This window comes from Ignavibacteriales bacterium (genome assembly GCA_026390775.1).
Classification (GTDB): Bacteria; Bacteroidota; Ignavibacteria; order Ignavibacteriales; family Melioribacteraceae; genus Fen-1258.
Window position 1 is genome coordinate 1274137 of sequence record JAPLFF010000007.1, and the last position, 19259, is coordinate 1293395.

The following is a 19259-nucleotide window of genomic DNA, read 5'->3' on the forward strand; positions in this document are numbered from 1 at the left end:
CCCTACCGTTTATCTAAACACATAACACAAGATTTATATCCTTCGAGATTTATTTTAATTATTTTTTCGAATATGTTTGACTGGTCTTATTCAACAAGGAGAATAAATGACATCGTCCGGAAAAAACTCTGCGATAACTTCGAACACCGTAAACGAGCAGCAGAATTATTCATTTGCTCTAACGGTTTTAACCTCACTTTTTTTTATGTGGGGATTTATTACCTGCTTGAACGACATTTTAATTCCTCATCTGAAACAAGTGTTTACATTGAATTATACTCAAGTGATGCTGATTCAATTCAGTTTCTTTACCGCGTATGCAATTATTTCCATACCAGCAGGAATGCTTGTTGAAAAAATTGGTTATAAAAATGGAATTGTAATTGGATTAGTCACTGCCGGAATCGGTTGTTTATTATTTTATCCCGCTGCAGAATATCAATCATACATTATGTTTCTGGGAGCTCTTTTTATTTTAGCTTCGGGCATTACATTACTGCAGGTTGCAGCTAATCCGTATGTAGCAATTTTAGGCAAACCCGAAACAGCTTCGAGCAGATTAAATCTTTCTCAAGCAGTAAATTCACTTGGACATACAATAGCACCGTACCTTGGTTCTTTGATAATTCTTTCGGTAGCAGTTAAAACTGCAGAAGAATTAAAAGGTATGAGCGTAGAAAATTTAAATGCATATCAACTTACCGAAGCAAGTGCAGTTCAAGTTCCGTATTTAGGTTTAGCCGCTGTACTGTTTGTTATCGCCGCAGTTTTTGCAATCATTAAACTTCCTAAGATTGAAGCATCGGAAATTTCTGCAAGCGGAGGTGACGGACAAAATTTTCATGATCTTCATCAAAGTGCGTGGGGATATAAACATTTAGTTCTTGGTGCAATAGGAATTTTTCTTTATGTGGGCTCTGAAGTATCAATTGGAAGTTTTCTTGTTAATTATATGGGACAGCCATTTATCGCAGGACTTAAAGAATCCGATGCGGGGAAATTTGTTTCGTTTTATTGGGGCGGTGCTATGATAGGACGTTTTATCGGATCGGCAGCTATAAGAAAAATTAGACCGGCAAATGCTCTTGTCTTCAACGCCATCGTTGCAGCAACGCTTGTAATTATATCAATGTTAACATTCGGCAGAGTTGCGATGTGGTCTATTCTTGTTGTTGGATTATTTAATTCAATAATGTTTCCTACAATTTTCACTTTAGCAATTGACGGATTAGGTAAACATACTGGGCAAGCATCGGGAATTCTCTGCACGGCAATTGTTGGCGGAGCTATTCTTCCTGTAATTCAAGGATTCTTTGCAGATAATATTGGAATACATTACGCATTTTTCATACCGGTTCTTGGTTATCTATATGTTGTCTATTACGGACTGAAAGGATACAAACCAGCTTTTGCAAAAAGTTACGGCATAAAATGAAAAAAAAAGTTGCGATCGGAATTGATATCGGCGGGACGAATTCCGCTTTTGGTTTTGTTGATGTTTTCGGTAAATGTATTTACGAATCTTCAATCCCAACTCGCGCAGAACAAAATGCAAATCAATTATTTGAAAGATTATTTATTGAGATTGATAAATCATTTAAAAAATTTGATAAAGAATATGAGTTGATGGGAATCGGAATAGGCGCACCGAACGGAAATTATTATAAAGGGACAGTTGAATATCCTCCTAATTTAAATTGGGGAAATGTAAACGTAATAGATCTTGTAAAAAAATATTCTCCGCTTCCATGTGCAATAACAAATGATGCAAATGCCGCAGCAATTGGTGAAATGATTTTTGGCGCAGCAAAGGGAATGAAAAATTTTATTGTCATCACACTCGGTACAGGTTTGGGAAGTGGCATTGTTGTTAACGGAGAATTAGTTTATGGCTCAGACGGATTTGCCGGAGAGATAGGGCATACAATTGTTGATCCTGATGGAAGAGAATGCGGATGCGGAAGAAAAGGATGTCTAGAAACTTATTCTTCTGCTACCGGAATTTGCAGAACAGTTAAGGAGTTAATCGAAACAACCAACACGCCAAGCGAGTTACGTAAAATTCCATTTAACAACATTACAGCAAAAGATATTGCAGATGCTGCGAACCGCGGAGATAAACTTGCTCTTGATGCATTTGATTTTACTGCAAAAATACTCGGACTTAAACTTGCAGATTCCGTTGCGTATTTAAGTCCCGAAGCAATTATTCTTTTTGGCGGTCTCGCTGCCGCGGGCGATTTAATTTTTGTACCGACAAAACGCTATATGGAAGAATACATGCTGAATATTTTCAAGAACAAGGTAAAACTAATCCCATCAGGATTACCTGATGGTAACTCAGCGGTGCTGGGATCAAGCGCCTTGATCTGGAATGAGTTAAAAAACAAAAATTTGTTCCCCGCGGATTAACGGATATATTTATCCGCCGATAATTTCTTAGTTGCACTACATCACACCAAAAATGTTGATAAACTTTTTTTCTTTAGGTAAGTTGAAAACAGAATTTGAGGATATGTAAATGCATTTATTATTCCCTGTTTCGTTTCATAATTCTTTTCTGCCATCAACGAATATTCGTTATTCTCTTTTTCGATTGAATATTCTTTTATCACAAAATAAATTTATTGTTACAATTAATTATCGGTCTAATCATTAAACTTTTAAATAGAAGGTGAATTATGAAAACATTTTTAAAATTATTCATTTTGTTTTTTACAGTATCAAATTTGATCGCTCAAACATGGACAACTTACGATTACAATAACTCTAATTCTTCTTTGACATCAGTTTATTGTTTGTCAGTAGATGCTTCAAATAATATTTGGATAGGCACAAATCGGTCAATAGTTAAATTCAATCAACTAAATGCATGGACTGTTTACGATGCATCCAATTCTGGAATACCGAATGATCGAGTTATGGATATTGCAACTACAGGAACGAATTCAGTTTGGGTTTGTACTTACAGTAGCGGACTTGTGAATTTTAACGGAAGCATGTGTCAACAATATCTACCCTCCAACTGCGGTATACTAAGCAACTATACATATTGTGTCGGTTTTGATACTCCCGGAAATGTATGGACTGGAATCTATTCAGCTAATGCACAAAATGCTGGTGTAATGAAATTGAGTGGTGCAAATACATGGACTCCTTATAACAATTTCTTTGACGGATATAATTACAAGAGTGTTGAAGCCATTGCAAAAGATAATACCGGAAATATATGGTGCGGAACGAGTATTGGTGCTTTTAAATTTAACGGAACAGGCTGGACCCCCTATACAAAAGAAAATACAAGTGGTGGACTATGCGGTAATTATGTTAGAACGATTGCCGTTGACGCATCGGGAAATATTTGGTTTGGTTGCGAAGATTATGATCCTGTTACCGGATATGTGATTGCTGGAGGACTTTCGAAATTTAATGGCTCTACCTGGACATATTACAAACCTTCAAACAGCAATTTGAAAACCGGGTACATTAGTTCAATTGCATTTAGAAATACTAATGAAGTTTGGGTTGGAACAGGATTTTGTGGACAGAATAGCGATAACCAAGGGCTTTATAAATTTGATGGAACGAGCTGGACAAATTATCAAAGCACAAGTACATATCCAGGCACCTGTGTAAATGATCTTGTTGTGGATAAGAATAATAATCTTTGGATTGCAGGCCCTAATATTTTAACAAAAGTAAATTTCAATCCGAATGCGGTTGATAATTATCTTGAAACAATTCCTACGCAATTTACTTTGATCGCTTATCCCAATCCTTTTAATCCAACAACTAAAATTGAATTTGCAATTCCTAAGCAAGGAAAATATACAATCAAAATTTACAATACATTAGGACAAGAACTAAGCATGCTGGTAGATCATGAGTTAGTTGCCGGGGTTCACAGTGTAACTTTTGATGCAAGCGGTTTTGCTTCGGGTATTTATATCTGCAAACTGATTGGAGAAAATGTTAGTCTCAGCAAGAAAATTGTTTTGATGAAATAAATTTAACTATCCCATTAAATCCCCTCTCTAATTAGGAGGGGATATTGGGAAGATCACGGCACATCATAACCTTTCGATGCTACCCAAATTTTAAACCATTCTTCAGGTGTTAATTTTATTTCTAATCCTTTTAGTGCAGATTTTATTCGATTAACCTTCCCGCTTCCCAACACAATAATAAAATTTACCGGATGAACCAACAACCATGCAGTTGCAATAGCATCAATGCCAACTTGATATTTGTTGGCAAGCTCATTTAAAACATTTCTAACCCGATTTGCTTGCTCACTGTTTTCCTCAAACATTTTTCCTCCAGCAAATGGAGACCAAACCATTGGAGAAATTCTTTTCTCTTGAAGAAAATCAATGTTGCCGTTATCAAAATGTTCTGTATTTAGAACTGAAACTTCAATTTGATTTGTGATGAGCGGAAAATCTAAACGTGATTGAAGAAGATTGAATTGATTTGGTAAAAAATTAGAAACCCCAAAGTGTAATACTTTTCCGGAGTCCTTCAGATTATAGAATGCTTCGGCAGTTTCATCTGCATTCATAAACGGATCCGGACGGTGAATAAGAAGTAGATCAATATAATCGGTAGACAAATTTCGAAGTGAGTTCTCGATTGATTTTATTATATGTGCTTTTGAAGTATCATAACAATGTAATTTATGTTCTGGAAATTTTTGCGAGATTAATTTTATTCCGCACTTTGTAACCATCTGCATTTTATTCCGCAATGAAGAATTCTCTTTCAGAACATTTCCGAACAATATCTCGCATTCATAATCGCCGTAAATATCGGCATGATCGAACGAAGTAATTCCCAATTCAAGTGATTGGGTAATTAAAGTATTGAGTTGTTGAGTTGAATAATTCCATTCGCGCACACGCCAAAGACCAAGCGCAATTCTTGAAAGATTGAATTCCATATTTACTCCAAAGAAATATATTTGCTGATATATAATATAGTATTTAGATTGAATTAGTATTAAAAGGATATTTTAAAATGAAAACAAAATATGCTTATTTAATAATTCTAATTCTCAATTCTCAATTTGCCATTCTCAATTCGCAATCAATTCGTCCTATCCGTGATGATATTGGTTTTTGCTGGAGTGCAGAAGAGATGAACCAATTTTGAATTATTTATCAAAGGAAGATCACGCCGGATCAGTAGATCATTCCAAAAATCTTTTTGCCGCCATTTCCGTACATGATGATTATCTCTATGCAGGGAAAGTTTACTATCCGCTCTATAAAAATATCAAGACAAAAGAAGTTGTGATCTTTGGTGTAACACATGGGACAGTACGAAAGGAAATGGGTTCGCTATCTAATATTATTATACTTGATGAATTTGATAAATGGCGAGGACCCTACAAAGACGTAGAGATTTCTCCGTTAAGAGAGATTATTAAATTAGAACTTCCAAAGGAAGATTTTATTGTAAGCAACAAAGCTCAAAGTATTGAACATTCAATCGAAGCTCTCGTTCCATTTCTTCAATTTTATAATCGAGATATTAAGATCACACCAATTATGATAACACAAATGCCGTATGAAAAAATGGAAGTCATAACAGATCGGCTCTCAAAAATAATTTTGGACTACATACGTACAAATAATCTTAAACTCGGGGAAGATATATTTTTTCTTATCTCTAACGATGCAAATCATTATGGTGAGGATTTTAACAATTCACCTTACGGTATGGATGAAGCTGCGCATAAAACGGCGACAGAAAATGATATGAAAATAATTATGAAAGATTTAGTTTCAGAAGTTACGAATGAAAAAATTCAAAATACTGCAAACGATCTTTGGCCCGATCCGGAAAACAAAAAAATAGTTCCTTTATGGTGCGGAAGATATCCGATTGTTTTCGGCTTGCAGACAATACTCAAAGTTGTTAATGGTTTGGGTAATCACAAAGTTTATGGAACGCTTTTCAAGTACTCGGACACATTCACGGAAAAAGTTCTGCCGGTAAAAAATACAAGCATGGGATTAACAGCGGTATTCTCTTATAAACATTGGTGTGCATGGTTTACTGAAGGATTTTATTTGAAATGAAAAAGTCAAACCTACCTGCCGGTAGGCGGGTGTGAAAGGTGAAAAGTGAAAAGAAAAATTATTTATTCAATCAGTGCAATAATAGTTATCTACCTGCTGCTTCTTATTCCAATTGAAAAGAATGAATCTCCCAAAGTTGCAGCAAATCAACAGTTTGTATGGAACCGGGATTCACTTTGGCTCTCGCTCGAATCTTTTTATGTGCAAGCGAAGAAAAAAGATTGCGCACAACTCAAGAATGAAATAAACAATTCATTTAAGTATTTGAATGCAGTATTGGATTCAATCGAAAGAACTTCTCTATTGCCAACAGATTCAAAATTTTTAAGGATTGAAAGCGGAATATTTCATACTGCGGCTTTAGTCGGTGCATGTCAAGAACATCTGACCGATTTTATAAATCTTTTTTCACGAATTAGAAACACAGTTAAAGTACAATCAATTAAATGGGATTTGAATGATTTAGTTACACGGCAAACATTGTACAAATTAATTTATGGCGGGCGTGCTGCAGTTGAGAAACTTCTTCTCCAAGCGGATAAAAATAAAATACCTTCCTTAATAATTGGTAAAGAAGAAATCTCTTCCACACCAATAACTATTATTAACGGATTGGTAATTCATAGCGGAGATATTTTAGTATCACGCGGCGGTGCACCAACTTCGGCATTGATTGCAAGAGGCAACGATTATCCCGGAAATTTTTCTCACGTTGCTTTGGTTTATGTTGATGAAAAAACTGAGAAGACTTATATAATCGAATCCCATATTGAAAAAGGTATAGCGATCGCTTCAATTGATGATTATTTAAAAGACAAAAAACTTCGTATCATGGTTTTACGGTTGAGAGCAGATCATCCCAAAATGTTTCAAGATAAAATGCTTCCACATAAAGCTGCAAAGTTTGCATTTGAACGAGCATCCTCTCAACATATTGCTTACGATTTTGAAATGAATTTTAATGACAGCACAAAACTCTTCTGTTCAGAAGTAGCTTCATTTGCATATAAAAAGTTTGGCATAAATCTGTGGATGGGATTATCAAGCATTTCATCTAAAGGTGTTGCAAAATGGCTTGCGGGATTTGGAGTTAAAAATTTTGTAACTCAAGAACCTTCTGATCTGGAATACGATTCGCAGTTAACTGTCGTAGCAGAGTGGCGTGATGTCGTAACTCTTTTAAAAGATCATATTGATAATGCAATAATTGAAGGTCTTCTTGAACAAGCTGAAGCGGGAAAAGAGCTTGGTTATGATTGGTATCTTCTTCCAATAGCAAGAACAATGAAGTTATATAGCATAATCCTTAATCTATTTGGTAAAGTTGGACCGGTTCCGGAGGGAATGAGTCCGGAATCCGCTCTCAGACATAAAAAGTTGGTTGCTATACACGAAGAGATTAAAAATGAAATTGAGATTAAAGCGAAGAAGTTTATTGAGCAAATGAATTATAATCCGCCATATTGGAAATTGGTTTCATTTGCCAGAGAAACAATCACCGAGAAAAAATTATTTTGAAATTATTTAAATGTAAAACGTGAAAAGCAAAACCTCAAACCCATGGTTGCAAATACCCACTGAAAACTATGAAGGACACCTGTCCGCCCCAAACGTAGATTAATTACAAATGCTTAATAAAATTTTTGTGAACGTTTTGAATGAGGTTCACCCCCAATCTATTGCAGTTCTTGGCTGTACAACATGAAATAAGTCCTAAATGGGAGAAAAGAAAGTATTACGCACTCCAAAATTTCTTCAGAATTGAATTGCTATATTTAGCATATGAAACTTATTCTAATCGAAGACGAAAAAGATTTAGCCAGCACAATCGCTTCTTATCTAAAAGAAGAAGAATACTTAATTGATAAAGCCCATTCATATTCAGAAGCTAACGAAAAAATAAATCTGTATGAGTATGATTGTGCTTTGGTAGATTTAATGCTGCCGGATGGGAATGGAATTGATTTAGTTAAGAGGCTTAAAGAAAGAAATCAACAATGCGGAATTATTATCATATCCGCGAAGGAAGCGATAGAAGATAAAATCAATGGACTGAACTTAGGAGCGGATGATTATATAACTAAACCATTTCATTTGGCTGAACTTAATGCAAGAATAAAATCGGTTATTAGGCGAAAACATTTTGACGGTGGAAATATTGTTCAGTTAAACGAATTGAAGATTGATATTGATAAACGAGAAGTCTTGATAAATGAGTCGGCTATAGAATTTACCCGGAGGGAATTTGATTTACTTTTATTTTTTATCAGCAATAAAGAAAGAGTATTAAATAAAGAGGCGATTGTTGAACACGTGTGGGGTGATAACTCAAGTGCATTTGACAGTTATGATTTTGTATATACTCATGTAAAGAATTTGCGAAAGAAGTTGAAGGATAGCGGGGCTAAAGATTATTTGAAATCTGTTTATGGAATTGGTTATAAGTTTACTCTAAAATGAAACTACTTAATAAAATATCGCTTTATTACATTTTAAACACGGCTATACTTTTTATGCTTGGTTTGTTTGCCATTTACTTTTCTGTTGATTGGATTATTTCTGAAAGATCAGACGGGCAATTGAGAGATACGAGCAAGGAAATAACTCTAAAACTTGAGAGAGGAATAAAAGCCGAATATCCACCATTGATTGAGATAAAAGAATTAGTAAAAGAAAACCATTTCAAATCCGTGTTTAAGGATACAACCATTTTTCTGGAAGCTGAAAAAGAAAATGAAGCCTACAGACAATATACGATCTATAAGAAAGTCAATGATAAGAATTACAGAATAACAGTGCGGACATCGTTAATTGAGAAGGAAGATTTATTTTCGGCTATACTGATTATCCTTATTATTATTCTTGCCCTACTTCTTTTGATTCTGTCTTTAATTAACCGATACACAGCGAGGAAAATATTCAAGCCGTTTTATAACAATCTAAAACATTTGGGAATGTTTTCATTACATAAAAATGATTCGATGATTTTGGAGGATTCCAACATAGACGAATTTAATGAACTGAAATATGCTCTGGCTGAATTATCGGAAAAAGCATTAAAAGAATACCGATCATTGAAAGAATTTTCGGAGGATTTAAGTCACGAATTACAAACCCCAGTAGCCGTGATAAAAGCAAAAGCAGAATTGTTACTACAGAAGGAATTTACAGATGCCGAAATTTCAAGCAATCTGCAATCAATAATAAACAATGCAGATAGACTTGATAAATTGAACCGTTCTCTGATCTTATTGACTAAACTGGAAACAACCGATTTTTTCCCAACACAAAAAATTCTTTTAGGTAGAAGGATAGAAAGAATTATTGATAACTATACAGATGCGATTAATTCAAAAGAGATTGTAATACGCACTAATTTGGAATCGATGTATGAAGTGGAGTTCAACGAAAATTTATTGGATATAGTACTAAGTAATTTAATTTCTAATTCGATTAAGCATAACATTTTGGAAGGTGAAATATTTATAGAATTGAAGGATTCTATTTTAATGATAAAAAACAGCGGAAAGGAACCAAAACAAAATCTGTTGAATTACTTTAAGCGATTTACCTATGAAGAGAAATCGCAAAACTCTCTCGGATTAGGATTAGCAATTGTTAAAAAGATTTGTAATATGTATGAAATTGGAATAACCTATCAATTCATAGACGGGTCACACACAATAGTATTGAATTTCAATAAAACAAAAGATTAAAGATGAAAAAAAATGTTTTATTAATTCTTGTTTGGATTGTTCCGGCTCTTTATGGGCAGAAGAATTTCGAGTATTATATTAGCAAAGCATTAGAAAACGCCACATCACTGAATCAATTAAGAAACCAAATCCCAATAAACAAACTTCAGAACGAACTGGACAAAGCGCTGAATTCGGCATTCCAGATATCTTTGACGGGTAATTATTTATTTGCTCCATTCTTTAATAACAGCAACGGCTTAATTACTACAAATCCGGATCCCCAAGCGATAGGTTATGATATTGGAATAACAAACGGTGGTTTATATTCAGCTCAAGTAAATGTTCAAAAGAATATTTTTAACGGTAAGCTCATAGATGCACTTAAAAACAAAAATGAATTATCCGATAAAAGCACTTTGAATGACATTAAGATTGAAGAACATAATCTCAGAAAAATTGTTATCGACCAATATTTAAGCTGTATTCAGAATCTCTGGTTATATAATTTGACAAAAGAAATTTCTACAAATCTCAATGAGCAGTTAAGAATAACCGGCGGATTGGTTGAGAAAGGTTTTGTGAAAGCACAGGATTATTTGCTTCTTAAAATCGAATATAAAAATCAACAGATGCAGCTTAATGAGATATGGCGTAATTATAAAAGCGGGCTGATGCAACTAAACTCTATTTGTGGACTTCAAGATACCAGCACAGTTTATTTAGAAAATGTAACTCTTGATGTAATGAAGCATATTTATCTGTCTAATTTTATAATGAAGTATTCTATTGACAGTTTGACTTTGCAAAACCAGCAAGAACTCTTTGAAACAAAATATCAACCGCAAGTAAATTTATTCTTTAACACAGGATTAAACGCTGTTGAGTTAGAAAACATTCAGCGAAAATTTGGACTCAGCGCCGGAGTCAATTTCTCTTTACCTTTATTTGACGGTAATCAAAAAGCTCTTACGCGCCAGCAAAATGATATTTATGGGAAAACAATTCAACAAAACAGAGACTACATTGAAAAAAATCTTTTCTTACAAAGGCAAAATGGATACGAGAAAATCAAATCGATTAAAACATCGTTAGATAATCTGCAGGACCAAATCAAAGATTATGACCAAGTAATTCTACTAGCTCAAAAGCAGGTAGAACAAGGATCGATGATGATGATAGAATATTTGACTATTCTGAAAAATTATATTGAATTACAGAAGAATAAAATCACAGCAGAAATAAATTATCAGCTTGAGATAAACAATTACAATTATTGGAACTGGTAAAATGAAAATGAATATACTTCTAAAAAGCAGAACCATTGTATTATTTGCCATAGTTCTTATTGCCCAGTTCTATTATTCATGCAGCAATGAGAATGATAAAACCTCAGAAGGAAAAAGCGGCGCGCCGGTTAAAATAGTGAACCCTTCGCTGACGAATATAAATGACAATCTAATGTTTAATGCAAATACCATATTTCAGAAGAAAGAAATGGTCCGCGCAACATTTCAAGGATACATTGTAAAATTTTTCAAGAAGATTGGCGACCGAATAAGCGCAGGTGATTCCGCCGACCACACCATGGATATAAACCTTGGTAAAGAATCATTTAAAGGATTGATAATTGTAAAAGCTAAGACAAGCGGTATATTGACAGAGCAAAATCATAATTCAGGTGATTTTGTCTCTGACGGCGAACAGATTGCAGTAGTATCAGACCCATCTTCATTGATAATTGAGCTTAACATTCCATACCAATTTGTTTCAAAAATAAAATTAGGAAGCAGTTGTTCTATTAATTTGCCGGACGGAAAATCTTTGAATGGAATTATTTACAAAATACTTCCAAGCGTGGATCAAGCTTCGCAGACACAAACATTTTTAATTCAGCTGAAACAGTTTGGTAATCTTCCGGAAAATTTAAATGTAACAGTAAAGATTTCAACAAAAATTATTCGCAATACTTTAACAATTCCCAAAACAGCTTTAATGACAGATGAAACACAGTCCAAATTTTGGGTAATGAAATTGATTAATGATTCCATCGCAGTTAAAGTTGACGTAGTGAAAGGAATTGAAAATGAAAATGCTGTTCAGTTAATAGGCGGCGGTTTAATGCCGAGCGATAGAATTATTTCCGAAGGCGCTTTCGGTTTACCGGATACGGTCAAAGTGATAACAGGAAAATGACACTATGAATAATTTTTATGAGAAATACAAAAGCCCTATTGCTGTAATTCTATTGATGATTCTTTTGGGTGGAGTTTATTCTTTAATGAAAATAAAAACCGGATTATTTCCGGATATAACTTTTCCCAAAATAAAAATAATAGCCGAAAATGGAGAGCAGCCGGTTGATAAAATGATGGTTACAGTCACCGTGCCAGTGGAAAATGCAATCAAGAGGGTTGAAGAATTAAAAATAATCAGAAGCATAACTAGTCGCGGCAGTTGCGAGATATCTGCATTTTTAAACTGGGGAAGTGATGTTGATCTTGGTAAGCAAAGAGTTGAAGCCCAGATTAATGCAATCAAACAAAATCTTCCTCAAGGAATAAATATCACAGTCGAGAAGATGAATCCATCAATTCTTCCGGTAATGGGATTTTCGCTCGAAGGCAAAAACAAAAGCCAAATTGAATTACGACAACTTGCTGAATTTACAATCAGACCGTTTCTTTCCCGCGTTGAAGGAGTTTCTGATATTGCAATAATCGGGGGCAAAGTAAAAGAGTATCAGATAATTCTCGATCCCATTAAATTAAGTAATCTAAGAATCGCTCCTAAGAACATTGCAGATATTTTAGCCAAGTATAATTTTGTTGAATCAAGCGGTTTCGAAGTCAGCTACAATCGTTTGTATCTCACTCTCACCAATGCTACAATTAACACAAAAACCGAATTAGAGAACACAGTTATCATAAATAATTCGAAAAATAAAATTGCTCTTAAGGACATTGCAGAAATAAAAATAGCGGAGAGACGAGATTACGTAAGGATAAACGCTAATGGTAGAGATGTTCCCTTGATTGCAATAGTTAAACAGCCAAAGGCAAATTTGATTGATGTTGTTGATAAAGTAAATACTCAATTGACTGAATTAAAAAAGATCCTTCCAAAAGATGTTGAACTAAAACCTTATTACAATCAAGCTGATTTTGTAGGTGATTCGATCAAAAGTTTAAAAGATGTATTGTGGCTCGGACTTTTGCTGGCAATCATTATCACAATAATATTTTTGCGCTCGTTTAAGGCGAGTTCGGTAATCTTAATTACGATACCACTCACATTGGGTTTAACGCTGACGGTTCTTTACTCACTCGGATATACATTCAACATAATGACGATTGGCGCGATTGCAGCGGCTATAGGATTAATAATTGATGATGCGATTGTTGTTGTTGAACAGATTCACCGCACACATGAAGAAAATCCGGATGAGAAAAGTATTAATCTTGTAAGCAAAACAATAAAATATCTTTTACCGGCAATGGTTGGTTCGTCGTTAAGCACGATTGTAATATTTCTTCCTTTTGTTTTGATGAGCGGAGTTGCGGGCGCATATTTTAAGGTTATGACCGATACGATGATTATTACGCTTATGTGTTCGTTTTTTGTAACGTGGATAGGGCTACCGGTTATTTATCTTTTGTTATCGAAAGAAACACATTCCATAAAAAATGAACAGAAAGAAATTAAGAAAAGAAATTGGGTTTACTTTTTTATAAACCGTCCTTACATATCTATAATATTTGTTGCTGTTCTTATTATTTCCGCATTACTAATCCTTCCAAACCTACCATCTGGTTTTTTACCGGAAATGGATGAAGGTTCAATCGTGCTGGATTTCGACAGTCCTCCTGGAACTTCTTTAGAAGAAACAGACCGTATGCTTAAAGTTGTTGATGATATTTTACTTAAGACTCCGGAGGTAGTAAGCTATTCAAGAAGAACCGGTACGCAGATGGGATTTTTTATTACAGAACCTAGCCGTGGCGATTATCTGATTCAAATAAAAAAGAAAAGAAGTAAGACAATTGAAGAAGTTTCCGATGAGATAAGAAAAAAAGTTGAAGCTGTTCTTCCCGCTCTCCGCGTTGATTTCGGTCAAGTTATTACCGATATGCTTGGTGATTTGATGAGTTCAGTGCAACCGGTTGAAATAAAGATTTTTGGTGATGACCGGGAAAAGCTGAAAGAAATTGCCAATAGAGTTTTCTCCATAGTATCTAAAGTTGATGGCACAGCCGATGTGTTCAATGGAATCATAATTGCCGGTCCGGAAATTCAAACAATTCCTAAAGTGGATGAACTTGCGAAGTATAATCTAACTCCTAGCGATTTCCAATTTCAGATGCAGACAAAGATTGAAGGAATAGTTGCTGGCGGAGTTCTGGGAAAAAATCAACTTGTCGATATCAGAATGTTCGAAAAAGGTTATAATAAAACGGACCGAGACTTAAACAAGAGTTTTCTTTTTCTAAATGATGGGAAAATAAAACCGATAAATGAATTTGCAAACATCGAAATTAAAAAAGGTGTTACAGAGATTGAACGTGAAAACTTAAAACCAATGGTTGCCGTTACAGCAAGATTAAATAACCGGGATTTAGGAAGTACACTTGCAGATATAAGAAAAGAAATTTCGAAAAAGATTGTATTGCCTGCTGGTTATCAAATTGTTTATGGCGGGGCTTACGCAGAACAACAGCAAGCATTTACAGAACTTCTAATGATCTTGATCTCTGCAGTTCTTCTTGTTTTCACAGTGATCTTATTTCTTTTTAGAACTATCAAAATTTCGTTGGCAATTATTTTTATAGCCACGCTTGGAATTGCCGGCAGCGTATTTGCCCTTTTTATAACCGGTACACCATTGAATGTTGGCAGTTACACCGGAATAATTATGATTATTGGAATCATCGGCGAGAATTCAATTTTCACTTACATGCAATTTGTTGAATCGAAAAGAAATGGCATTAAAAAAGACGAAGCCATTGCATATTCAATTTCGTCAAGACTCCGCCCAAATCTTATGACTGCTTTTGGAGCAATTGCTGCTTTGTTTCCGCTTGCTTTAGGAATAGGACCCGGGGCGCAATTACATCAACCTTTAGCAATTGCAATTATTGGCGGATTTATTCTTGCAATTCCGCTTCTGCTTATTGTTTTACCAACCATGCTTAAAATATTGGAAAGAACTAATAACTAAATATTTATCAATGTTATTTTAACAAAAGGAGCCACATGAAATCTTTAAAATTGTTTTTCATATCAACAACTTTAATTGCACTTGCACTTTTAGTTATTAATTCCAGCGCACAAAATAAGGTGGATGTTGAGAAATCAGGCAGCGGTTATCATCTCATCAAAAAAATTGAAATCGGCGGAGAAGGCGGATGGGATTATCTTATCGTTGATAGCGACGCAAAACGTTTATACGTCCCTCGTTCTACCCGCGTTGATGTAATTGATATTGAAGCAGGCAAAAAAGTTGGCGAAGTCCCAAACACAAGCGGAGTTCACGGCGTTGCTTTAGATATTGAAAATGGACGAGGTTACAGCAGTAACGGAAGAGATACTTCTGTAACTATTTTTGATCTAAAATCTTTGAAAGAAATCAGTAAAGTAAAAGTTGAAAAAAATCCCGATGCTATTATCTATGATCCAACTTCAAAAAGAGTTTTCTCGTATAACAGAGGAAGTTCATCGGTAACCGCTATTGATTGCGCTACCGGCAAAGCTGTTGGCACTTTATCACTAGGCGGTCATCCGGAATTTTCTTCATCCGATGGAAAAGGTATGATGTATGTAAATCTTGACGATAAAAGTGAAGTAGTTGCATTTGATGCTAAAAAATTAGAGATAAAATACCGCTGGCCAATTACACCGGGTGAAAGCGCATCCGGAATGGCAATTGATCAAAAAAACGACAGATTGTTTTTAGTTTGCGAAAACAAAAAAATGATTGTTCTTAGTGCGTCCGACGGTAAAGTTGTAGCTGACCTTCCTATTGGCGAAGGAACTGACGGTGCCGCATTTGATCCGACCTTAAAACTTGCTTTCAGCGCTAATGGCAGAGATGGAACTTTGACTGTGGTTCAGGAAGAATCTGAAAATAAATTTTCTGTTGTAGAAAATGTTATAACCCAAAAAGGTGCAAGAACAATCGCCTTAGATGCAAAGACTCATAATGTATATTTACCAACTGCTCAATTTGGACCACCGCCTGCACCAACTGCAGAAAGACCTACACCAAGACCAAGTGTAATTCCAAATAGCTTTGTGATTTTAGTTTTTGGTAAATAAGATGTTTAACAAAATCGTCTTCTAATTATCTCAAAACTTGATTTCTAATTTTGGGATGTAATCAAACACAATAAGATTACATCCCTAGAAATAAATCTTTAGTATTCTAAATAGTATCAACTTCTCTTCAAAGTTTCTTCAAAATCTGTTTTTATATATCGATTAGGAAAAATTCAATTAATGGAGAAGTAGATGAAAAGTAAGCTAATATTTATTTTTATAGTAATCATTTTTATACTTGGGAAAAACACAAATGCACAGAATTTTGGAGTTTTATCCGGAACAGTTTTAGACTCAACAAATCATCAACCAATCGAGTTTGCAAGCATCAGCGTAATAAAAATTTCAGACAGCAGCGCTGTAACCGGTACCATGACAGATAATAAAGGAAAATTCGAAATACCAGATATACCGTTTGGAAATTACTTTTTAAGAATTAGTTCTGTCGGCTATATAACAAGAAACACATCCAGATTTTCAATAACATCCAAGAACAATGAAATTAATGCCGGTAGTATTTTATTAACCGGAACCGAAGTTAATCTTGATGAAATCTCAGTAACATCCAACAAAATTATGTTGAATAATTCTATTGACCGCAAAGTTTATAATGTTCAGATGGATATTATGAGCAAAACAGGAACAGCAGCCGAATTATTGCAAAATATTCCTTCTGTTCAGGTTGATATTGACGGCAACGTAAGTCTAAGAGGATCAACAAATGTTTTGATACTGATAAATGGAAAGACATCACCTCTTATGGGTAAAACACGGGCAGATGTATTGCAGCAGATGCCGGCAAATTCCATCGAAAAGATTGAAGTAATTACAAACCCGTCCGCTAAATACAAACCGGATGGCACTTCTGGAATTATAAATATTGTTATGAAAAAAGAAATTGGAACAGGATTAAATGGAAACATTACTGCCAGCATTGGCAACCAACAGAGGTATAATGGAAATACAACTCTAAATTATAAACCAGGCAAAGTAAATTATTTTGGAAGTTTGAGTCTTCGGCAGGATGATCGAAACAGTATTTCATCAGACATAAGAACACAATATGACAGTGGATCAAATATTTCAGGATTCTATGATAATAACAGTAAATCGTATTCGAGACCTCTTTCAAGAGGAGGAATGCTTGGGTTTGATTATAATATAGACAAATCAAACAGTATTGGTATAACTGGAAATTATTTTTACAGAGGATTTACACGGAATGATATTTCGACATATATTTTAAGAGATCAAAATCAAACCGTTACAACAGATTATGACAGAAGCAGAGTTGACCCTGAATATGAAAAAGAAGGAGATGTTAATGCATATTTTCAGCACAACTTTTCCGGAGATGATCATAAAATAAGGTTCGAAATAAACGATTCATTTTCTCCGGAAGTTGAGGATAATCATTACACAAATACTTATCGAGTTCCTTCCATTTATAACGAATATGATAACACCTTAATTAAACAGGATGATAATAAAATTCAACTGCTTGCTGAGTATTCGAATCCGATTAGTGAGAGTGCAACTTTTGAAGCAGGATATAACGGCGAGTTGAATAAAAGAGATATGGATTTTTACGGCGAAGCTTTTGATCCTATCAAACAAAAATTTGTTACCGACAATGAAAGAACAAATCACTTTATATACAATGAAGATATTCATGCAGTTTATACTACCTACTCAAATTCATTTGGTCCACTTGGTGTTTTAGCCGGATTACGTGCTGAGCAATCTTTTATTAAAGCAAATCTTGTTTCAAGAGATAATATAATCACGAATAATTATTTCAATATTTATCCTACACTTCATCTAAGTTATAAATTAAACGAGCTAATGCAAATTCAGCTCAATTACAGTAAGCGTGCTAACAGACCGGAAGGTGAAGATCTTAATCCATTCCCCGAATACCAGGACCCAAGAAATATTAGAGCTGGAAATCCAAACCTAAAGCCCGAATTTATTCATTCAATTGAATTCGGATTTCAGTGGCAAACTGATTTTCTTACAATAGTTCCAAGTCTATTTTATAGAAACCGTTATAATGGAATTACAACTGTTACGAAAGCAATTAATGATACAACACTTTTAACGACAAAAGAAAATTTGTCTTCAGACCAATCTGCCGGTTTAGAAGTTGTTTTTTCAGGCGGTTATGGAAATTTTATAACAACAAATCTTAGCGGGAACGCATTTTATGAAAAGATAGACGCTTCAAATCTTGGATTTAGCAATAACAAATCGACGATAACTTACAGTGGTAATATGAGTTGTAATGCAAATCTGACAGCAACAACAATGCTTCAGATAAACTCCAATTATAGATCAGCACGGTTAACACCGCAAGGAGAATTCAAGCCAAGTTTTGTAGTTAATCTTGGGATACGCCAAGATTTATTTGATGATAAATTATCCGTAGTCTTTACAATTTCTGATATTTTCAAAACATTCAACAGAGAAATGAATTTGGATACATCTTGGATGAAACAGAATACAATAAACAGCCGTGATTCGAGAATAATGTATTTAGGCGTGACATATCATCTCGGCAAGCCATCTAAAAAAGCCAAAGAAAAAACTATACAGTATGATAATGGAAATTAATAACACTAAAAACAAAAGTGAGGATCGAAATGAAAACAAGAATCTTTTTAGTAGTTCTATTTGCATTCACAATTTCATTAACAGCACAAGAAATAAAAGTGCCGGCAAAAGTAAAAGACGCCTTCACAAAACTTTATCCCAAGGCAACTGAAATAAAGTGGGGTAAAGAAGGAAAAACTGAATTTGAAGCTGAGTTTAAGGTTAACGGAACGGCGGTCTCAGTTGTAGTGGATGTCAAAGGCAACTTAAAAGAAACCGAAACCGATATTGCAAAATTAGAATTGCCGAAAGGTGTTGAAGAATTTGTTGCAAAGAACTACAAAGGATGGAGTATCACCGAGTCGTCAAAAATTGTCGATGCAAAAGACAATGTTACTTTTGAAGTTCAAGTAACTAAGGACAAGGTAAAAAAGGATTTGATCTTTGATAAAAACGGGATACCATTGGTGAAGAAAGAGACCAAGAAAGAAAAAAACGAGAAGGAAGAAAAAGATTAACATCTATTGATGTAGAATAATCGCCGAATTTAAAAATAAAAATGAAGAGCGGAAAA

15 protein-coding genes are annotated in these 19259 nt (G+C 34.6%); 14 read left to right on the plus strand and 1 reads right to left on the minus strand.

Going from position 1 to position 19259, the window contains the following annotated elements; all coding sequences use genetic code 11:
* The first annotated feature begins 106 nt into the window (after positions 1-106).
* From NTZ27_10845 to NTZ27_10855, 3 genes are all read left to right on the plus strand, one after another.
* Positions 107-1435 (plus strand): sugar MFS transporter, encoded by a 1329-nt coding sequence (locus tag NTZ27_10845; protein ID MCX6175239.1) that lies wholly within the window; start codon positions 107-109, stop codon positions 1433-1435.
* Complete coding sequence (locus NTZ27_10850; GenBank protein ID MCX6175240.1) at positions 1432-2412, plus strand: ROK family protein; 981 nt, start codon at positions 1432-1434, stop codon at positions 2410-2412. The genes NTZ27_10845 and NTZ27_10850 overlap by 4 nt, the downstream gene beginning before the upstream one ends.
* 269 nt (positions 2413-2681) lie before the next feature.
* Positions 2682-4007, plus strand: a complete 1326-nt coding sequence (locus NTZ27_10855; protein ID MCX6175241.1) for a T9SS type A sorting domain-containing protein — start codon at positions 2682-2684, stop codon at positions 4005-4007.
* A gap of 53 nt (positions 4008-4060) precedes the next feature.
* Here NTZ27_10855 and NTZ27_10860 read toward each other — a convergent pair whose 3' ends face one another.
* Entirely contained in the window at positions 4061-4939 is an 879-nt protein-coding gene (locus NTZ27_10860) for an aldo/keto reductase (GenBank protein MCX6175242.1), read from the minus strand.
* A 77-nt stretch (positions 4940-5016) separates the two neighbouring features.
* Here NTZ27_10860 and NTZ27_10865 point away from each other — a divergent pair, with 77 nt between their 5' ends.
* The 11 genes from NTZ27_10865 to NTZ27_10915 all read left to right on the plus strand — a co-directional run bounded on the left by NTZ27_10865 (position 5017) and on the right by NTZ27_10915 (position 19203).
* Complete coding sequence (locus tag NTZ27_10865; protein MCX6175243.1) at positions 5017-5151, plus strand: hypothetical protein; 135 nt, start codon at positions 5017-5019, stop codon at positions 5149-5151.
* Positions 5148-6083 (plus strand): AmmeMemoRadiSam system protein B, encoded by a 936-nt coding sequence (amrB, locus tag NTZ27_10870; protein MCX6175244.1) that lies wholly within the window; start codon positions 5148-5150, stop codon positions 6081-6083. Before NTZ27_10865 ends, amrB begins: the two co-directional genes overlap by 4 nt.
* 45 nt (positions 6084-6128) lie before the next feature.
* A complete protein-coding gene (locus NTZ27_10875) occupies positions 6129-7601 on the plus strand; it encodes a YiiX/YebB-like N1pC/P60 family cysteine hydrolase (GenBank protein ID MCX6175245.1) in 1473 nt (490 codons plus the stop codon).
* Between the two features lie 264 nt (positions 7602-7865).
* Positions 7866-8543, plus strand: a complete 678-nt coding sequence (locus NTZ27_10880) for a response regulator transcription factor (GenBank protein ID MCX6175246.1) — start codon at positions 7866-7868, stop codon at positions 8541-8543.
* Positions 8540-9799, plus strand: a complete 1260-nt coding sequence (locus NTZ27_10885; GenBank protein MCX6175247.1) for a HAMP domain-containing sensor histidine kinase — start codon at positions 8540-8542, stop codon at positions 9797-9799. The genes NTZ27_10880 and NTZ27_10885 overlap by 4 nt, the downstream gene beginning before the upstream one ends.
* Positions 9800-9801: 2 nt before the next feature.
* Positions 9802-11067: a TolC family protein gene (locus NTZ27_10890; protein MCX6175248.1), complete on the plus strand. Its 1266-nt coding sequence runs from the start codon at positions 9802-9804 to the stop codon at positions 11065-11067.
* A gap of 1 nt (position 11068) precedes the next feature.
* Positions 11069-11974 (plus strand): HlyD family efflux transporter periplasmic adaptor subunit, encoded by a 906-nt coding sequence (locus NTZ27_10895; protein MCX6175249.1) that lies wholly within the window; start codon positions 11069-11071, stop codon positions 11972-11974.
* A 4-nt stretch (positions 11975-11978) separates the two neighbouring features.
* Entirely contained in the window at positions 11979-14996 is a 3018-nt protein-coding gene (locus tag NTZ27_10900; protein ID MCX6175250.1) for an efflux RND transporter permease subunit, read from the plus strand.
* Positions 14997-15031: 35 nt separating this feature from the next.
* Entirely contained in the window at positions 15032-16093 is a 1062-nt protein-coding gene (locus NTZ27_10905; GenBank protein MCX6175251.1) for a YncE family protein, read from the plus strand.
* A gap of 192 nt (positions 16094-16285) precedes the next feature.
* On the plus strand, positions 16286-18706 hold the full coding sequence (locus NTZ27_10910; GenBank protein MCX6175252.1) for a TonB-dependent receptor: 2421 nt from the start codon (positions 16286-16288) through the stop codon (positions 18704-18706).
* Positions 18707-18735: 29 nt separating this feature from the next.
* A complete protein-coding gene (locus NTZ27_10915) occupies positions 18736-19203 on the plus strand; it encodes a hypothetical protein (protein MCX6175253.1) in 468 nt (155 codons plus the stop codon).
* Positions 19204-19259: the final 56 nt, after the last annotated feature.

Coding starts and splice junctions, on each gene's coding strand:
- NTZ27_10880 (MCX6175246.1), top strand. CDS start 7,866: ATGAAACTTATTCTAATCGAAGACGAAAAAGATTTAGCCAGCACAATC.
- NTZ27_10900 (MCX6175250.1), top strand. CDS start 11,979: ATGAATAATTTTTATGAGAAATACAAAAGCCCTATTGCTGTAATTCTA.
- NTZ27_10855 (MCX6175241.1), top strand. CDS start 2,682: ATGAAAACATTTTTAAAATTATTCATTTTGTTTTTTACAGTATCAAAT.
- NTZ27_10890 (MCX6175248.1), top strand. CDS start 9,802: ATGAAAAAAAATGTTTTATTAATTCTTGTTTGGATTGTTCCGGCTCTT.
- NTZ27_10850 (MCX6175240.1), top strand. CDS start 1,432: ATGAAAAAAAAAGTTGCGATCGGAATTGATATCGGCGGGACGAATTCC.
- NTZ27_10845 (MCX6175239.1), top strand. CDS start 107: ATGACATCGTCCGGAAAAAACTCTGCGATAACTTCGAACACCGTAAAC.
- NTZ27_10865 (MCX6175243.1), top strand. CDS start 5,017: ATGAAAACAAAATATGCTTATTTAATAATTCTAATTCTCAATTCTCAA.
- NTZ27_10915 (MCX6175253.1), top strand. CDS start 18,736: ATGAAAACAAGAATCTTTTTAGTAGTTCTATTTGCATTCACAATTTCA.
- NTZ27_10905 (MCX6175251.1), top strand. CDS start 15,032: ATGAAATCTTTAAAATTGTTTTTCATATCAACAACTTTAATTGCACTT.
- NTZ27_10910 (MCX6175252.1), top strand. CDS start 16,286: ATGAAAAGTAAGCTAATATTTATTTTTATAGTAATCATTTTTATACTT.
- NTZ27_10860 (MCX6175242.1), bottom strand. CDS start 4,939: ATGGAATTCAATCTTTCAAGAATTGCGCTTGGTCTTTGGCGTGTGCGC.
- NTZ27_10895 (MCX6175249.1), top strand. CDS start 11,069: ATGAAAATGAATATACTTCTAAAAAGCAGAACCATTGTATTATTTGCC.
- NTZ27_10885 (MCX6175247.1), top strand. CDS start 8,540: ATGAAACTACTTAATAAAATATCGCTTTATTACATTTTAAACACGGCT.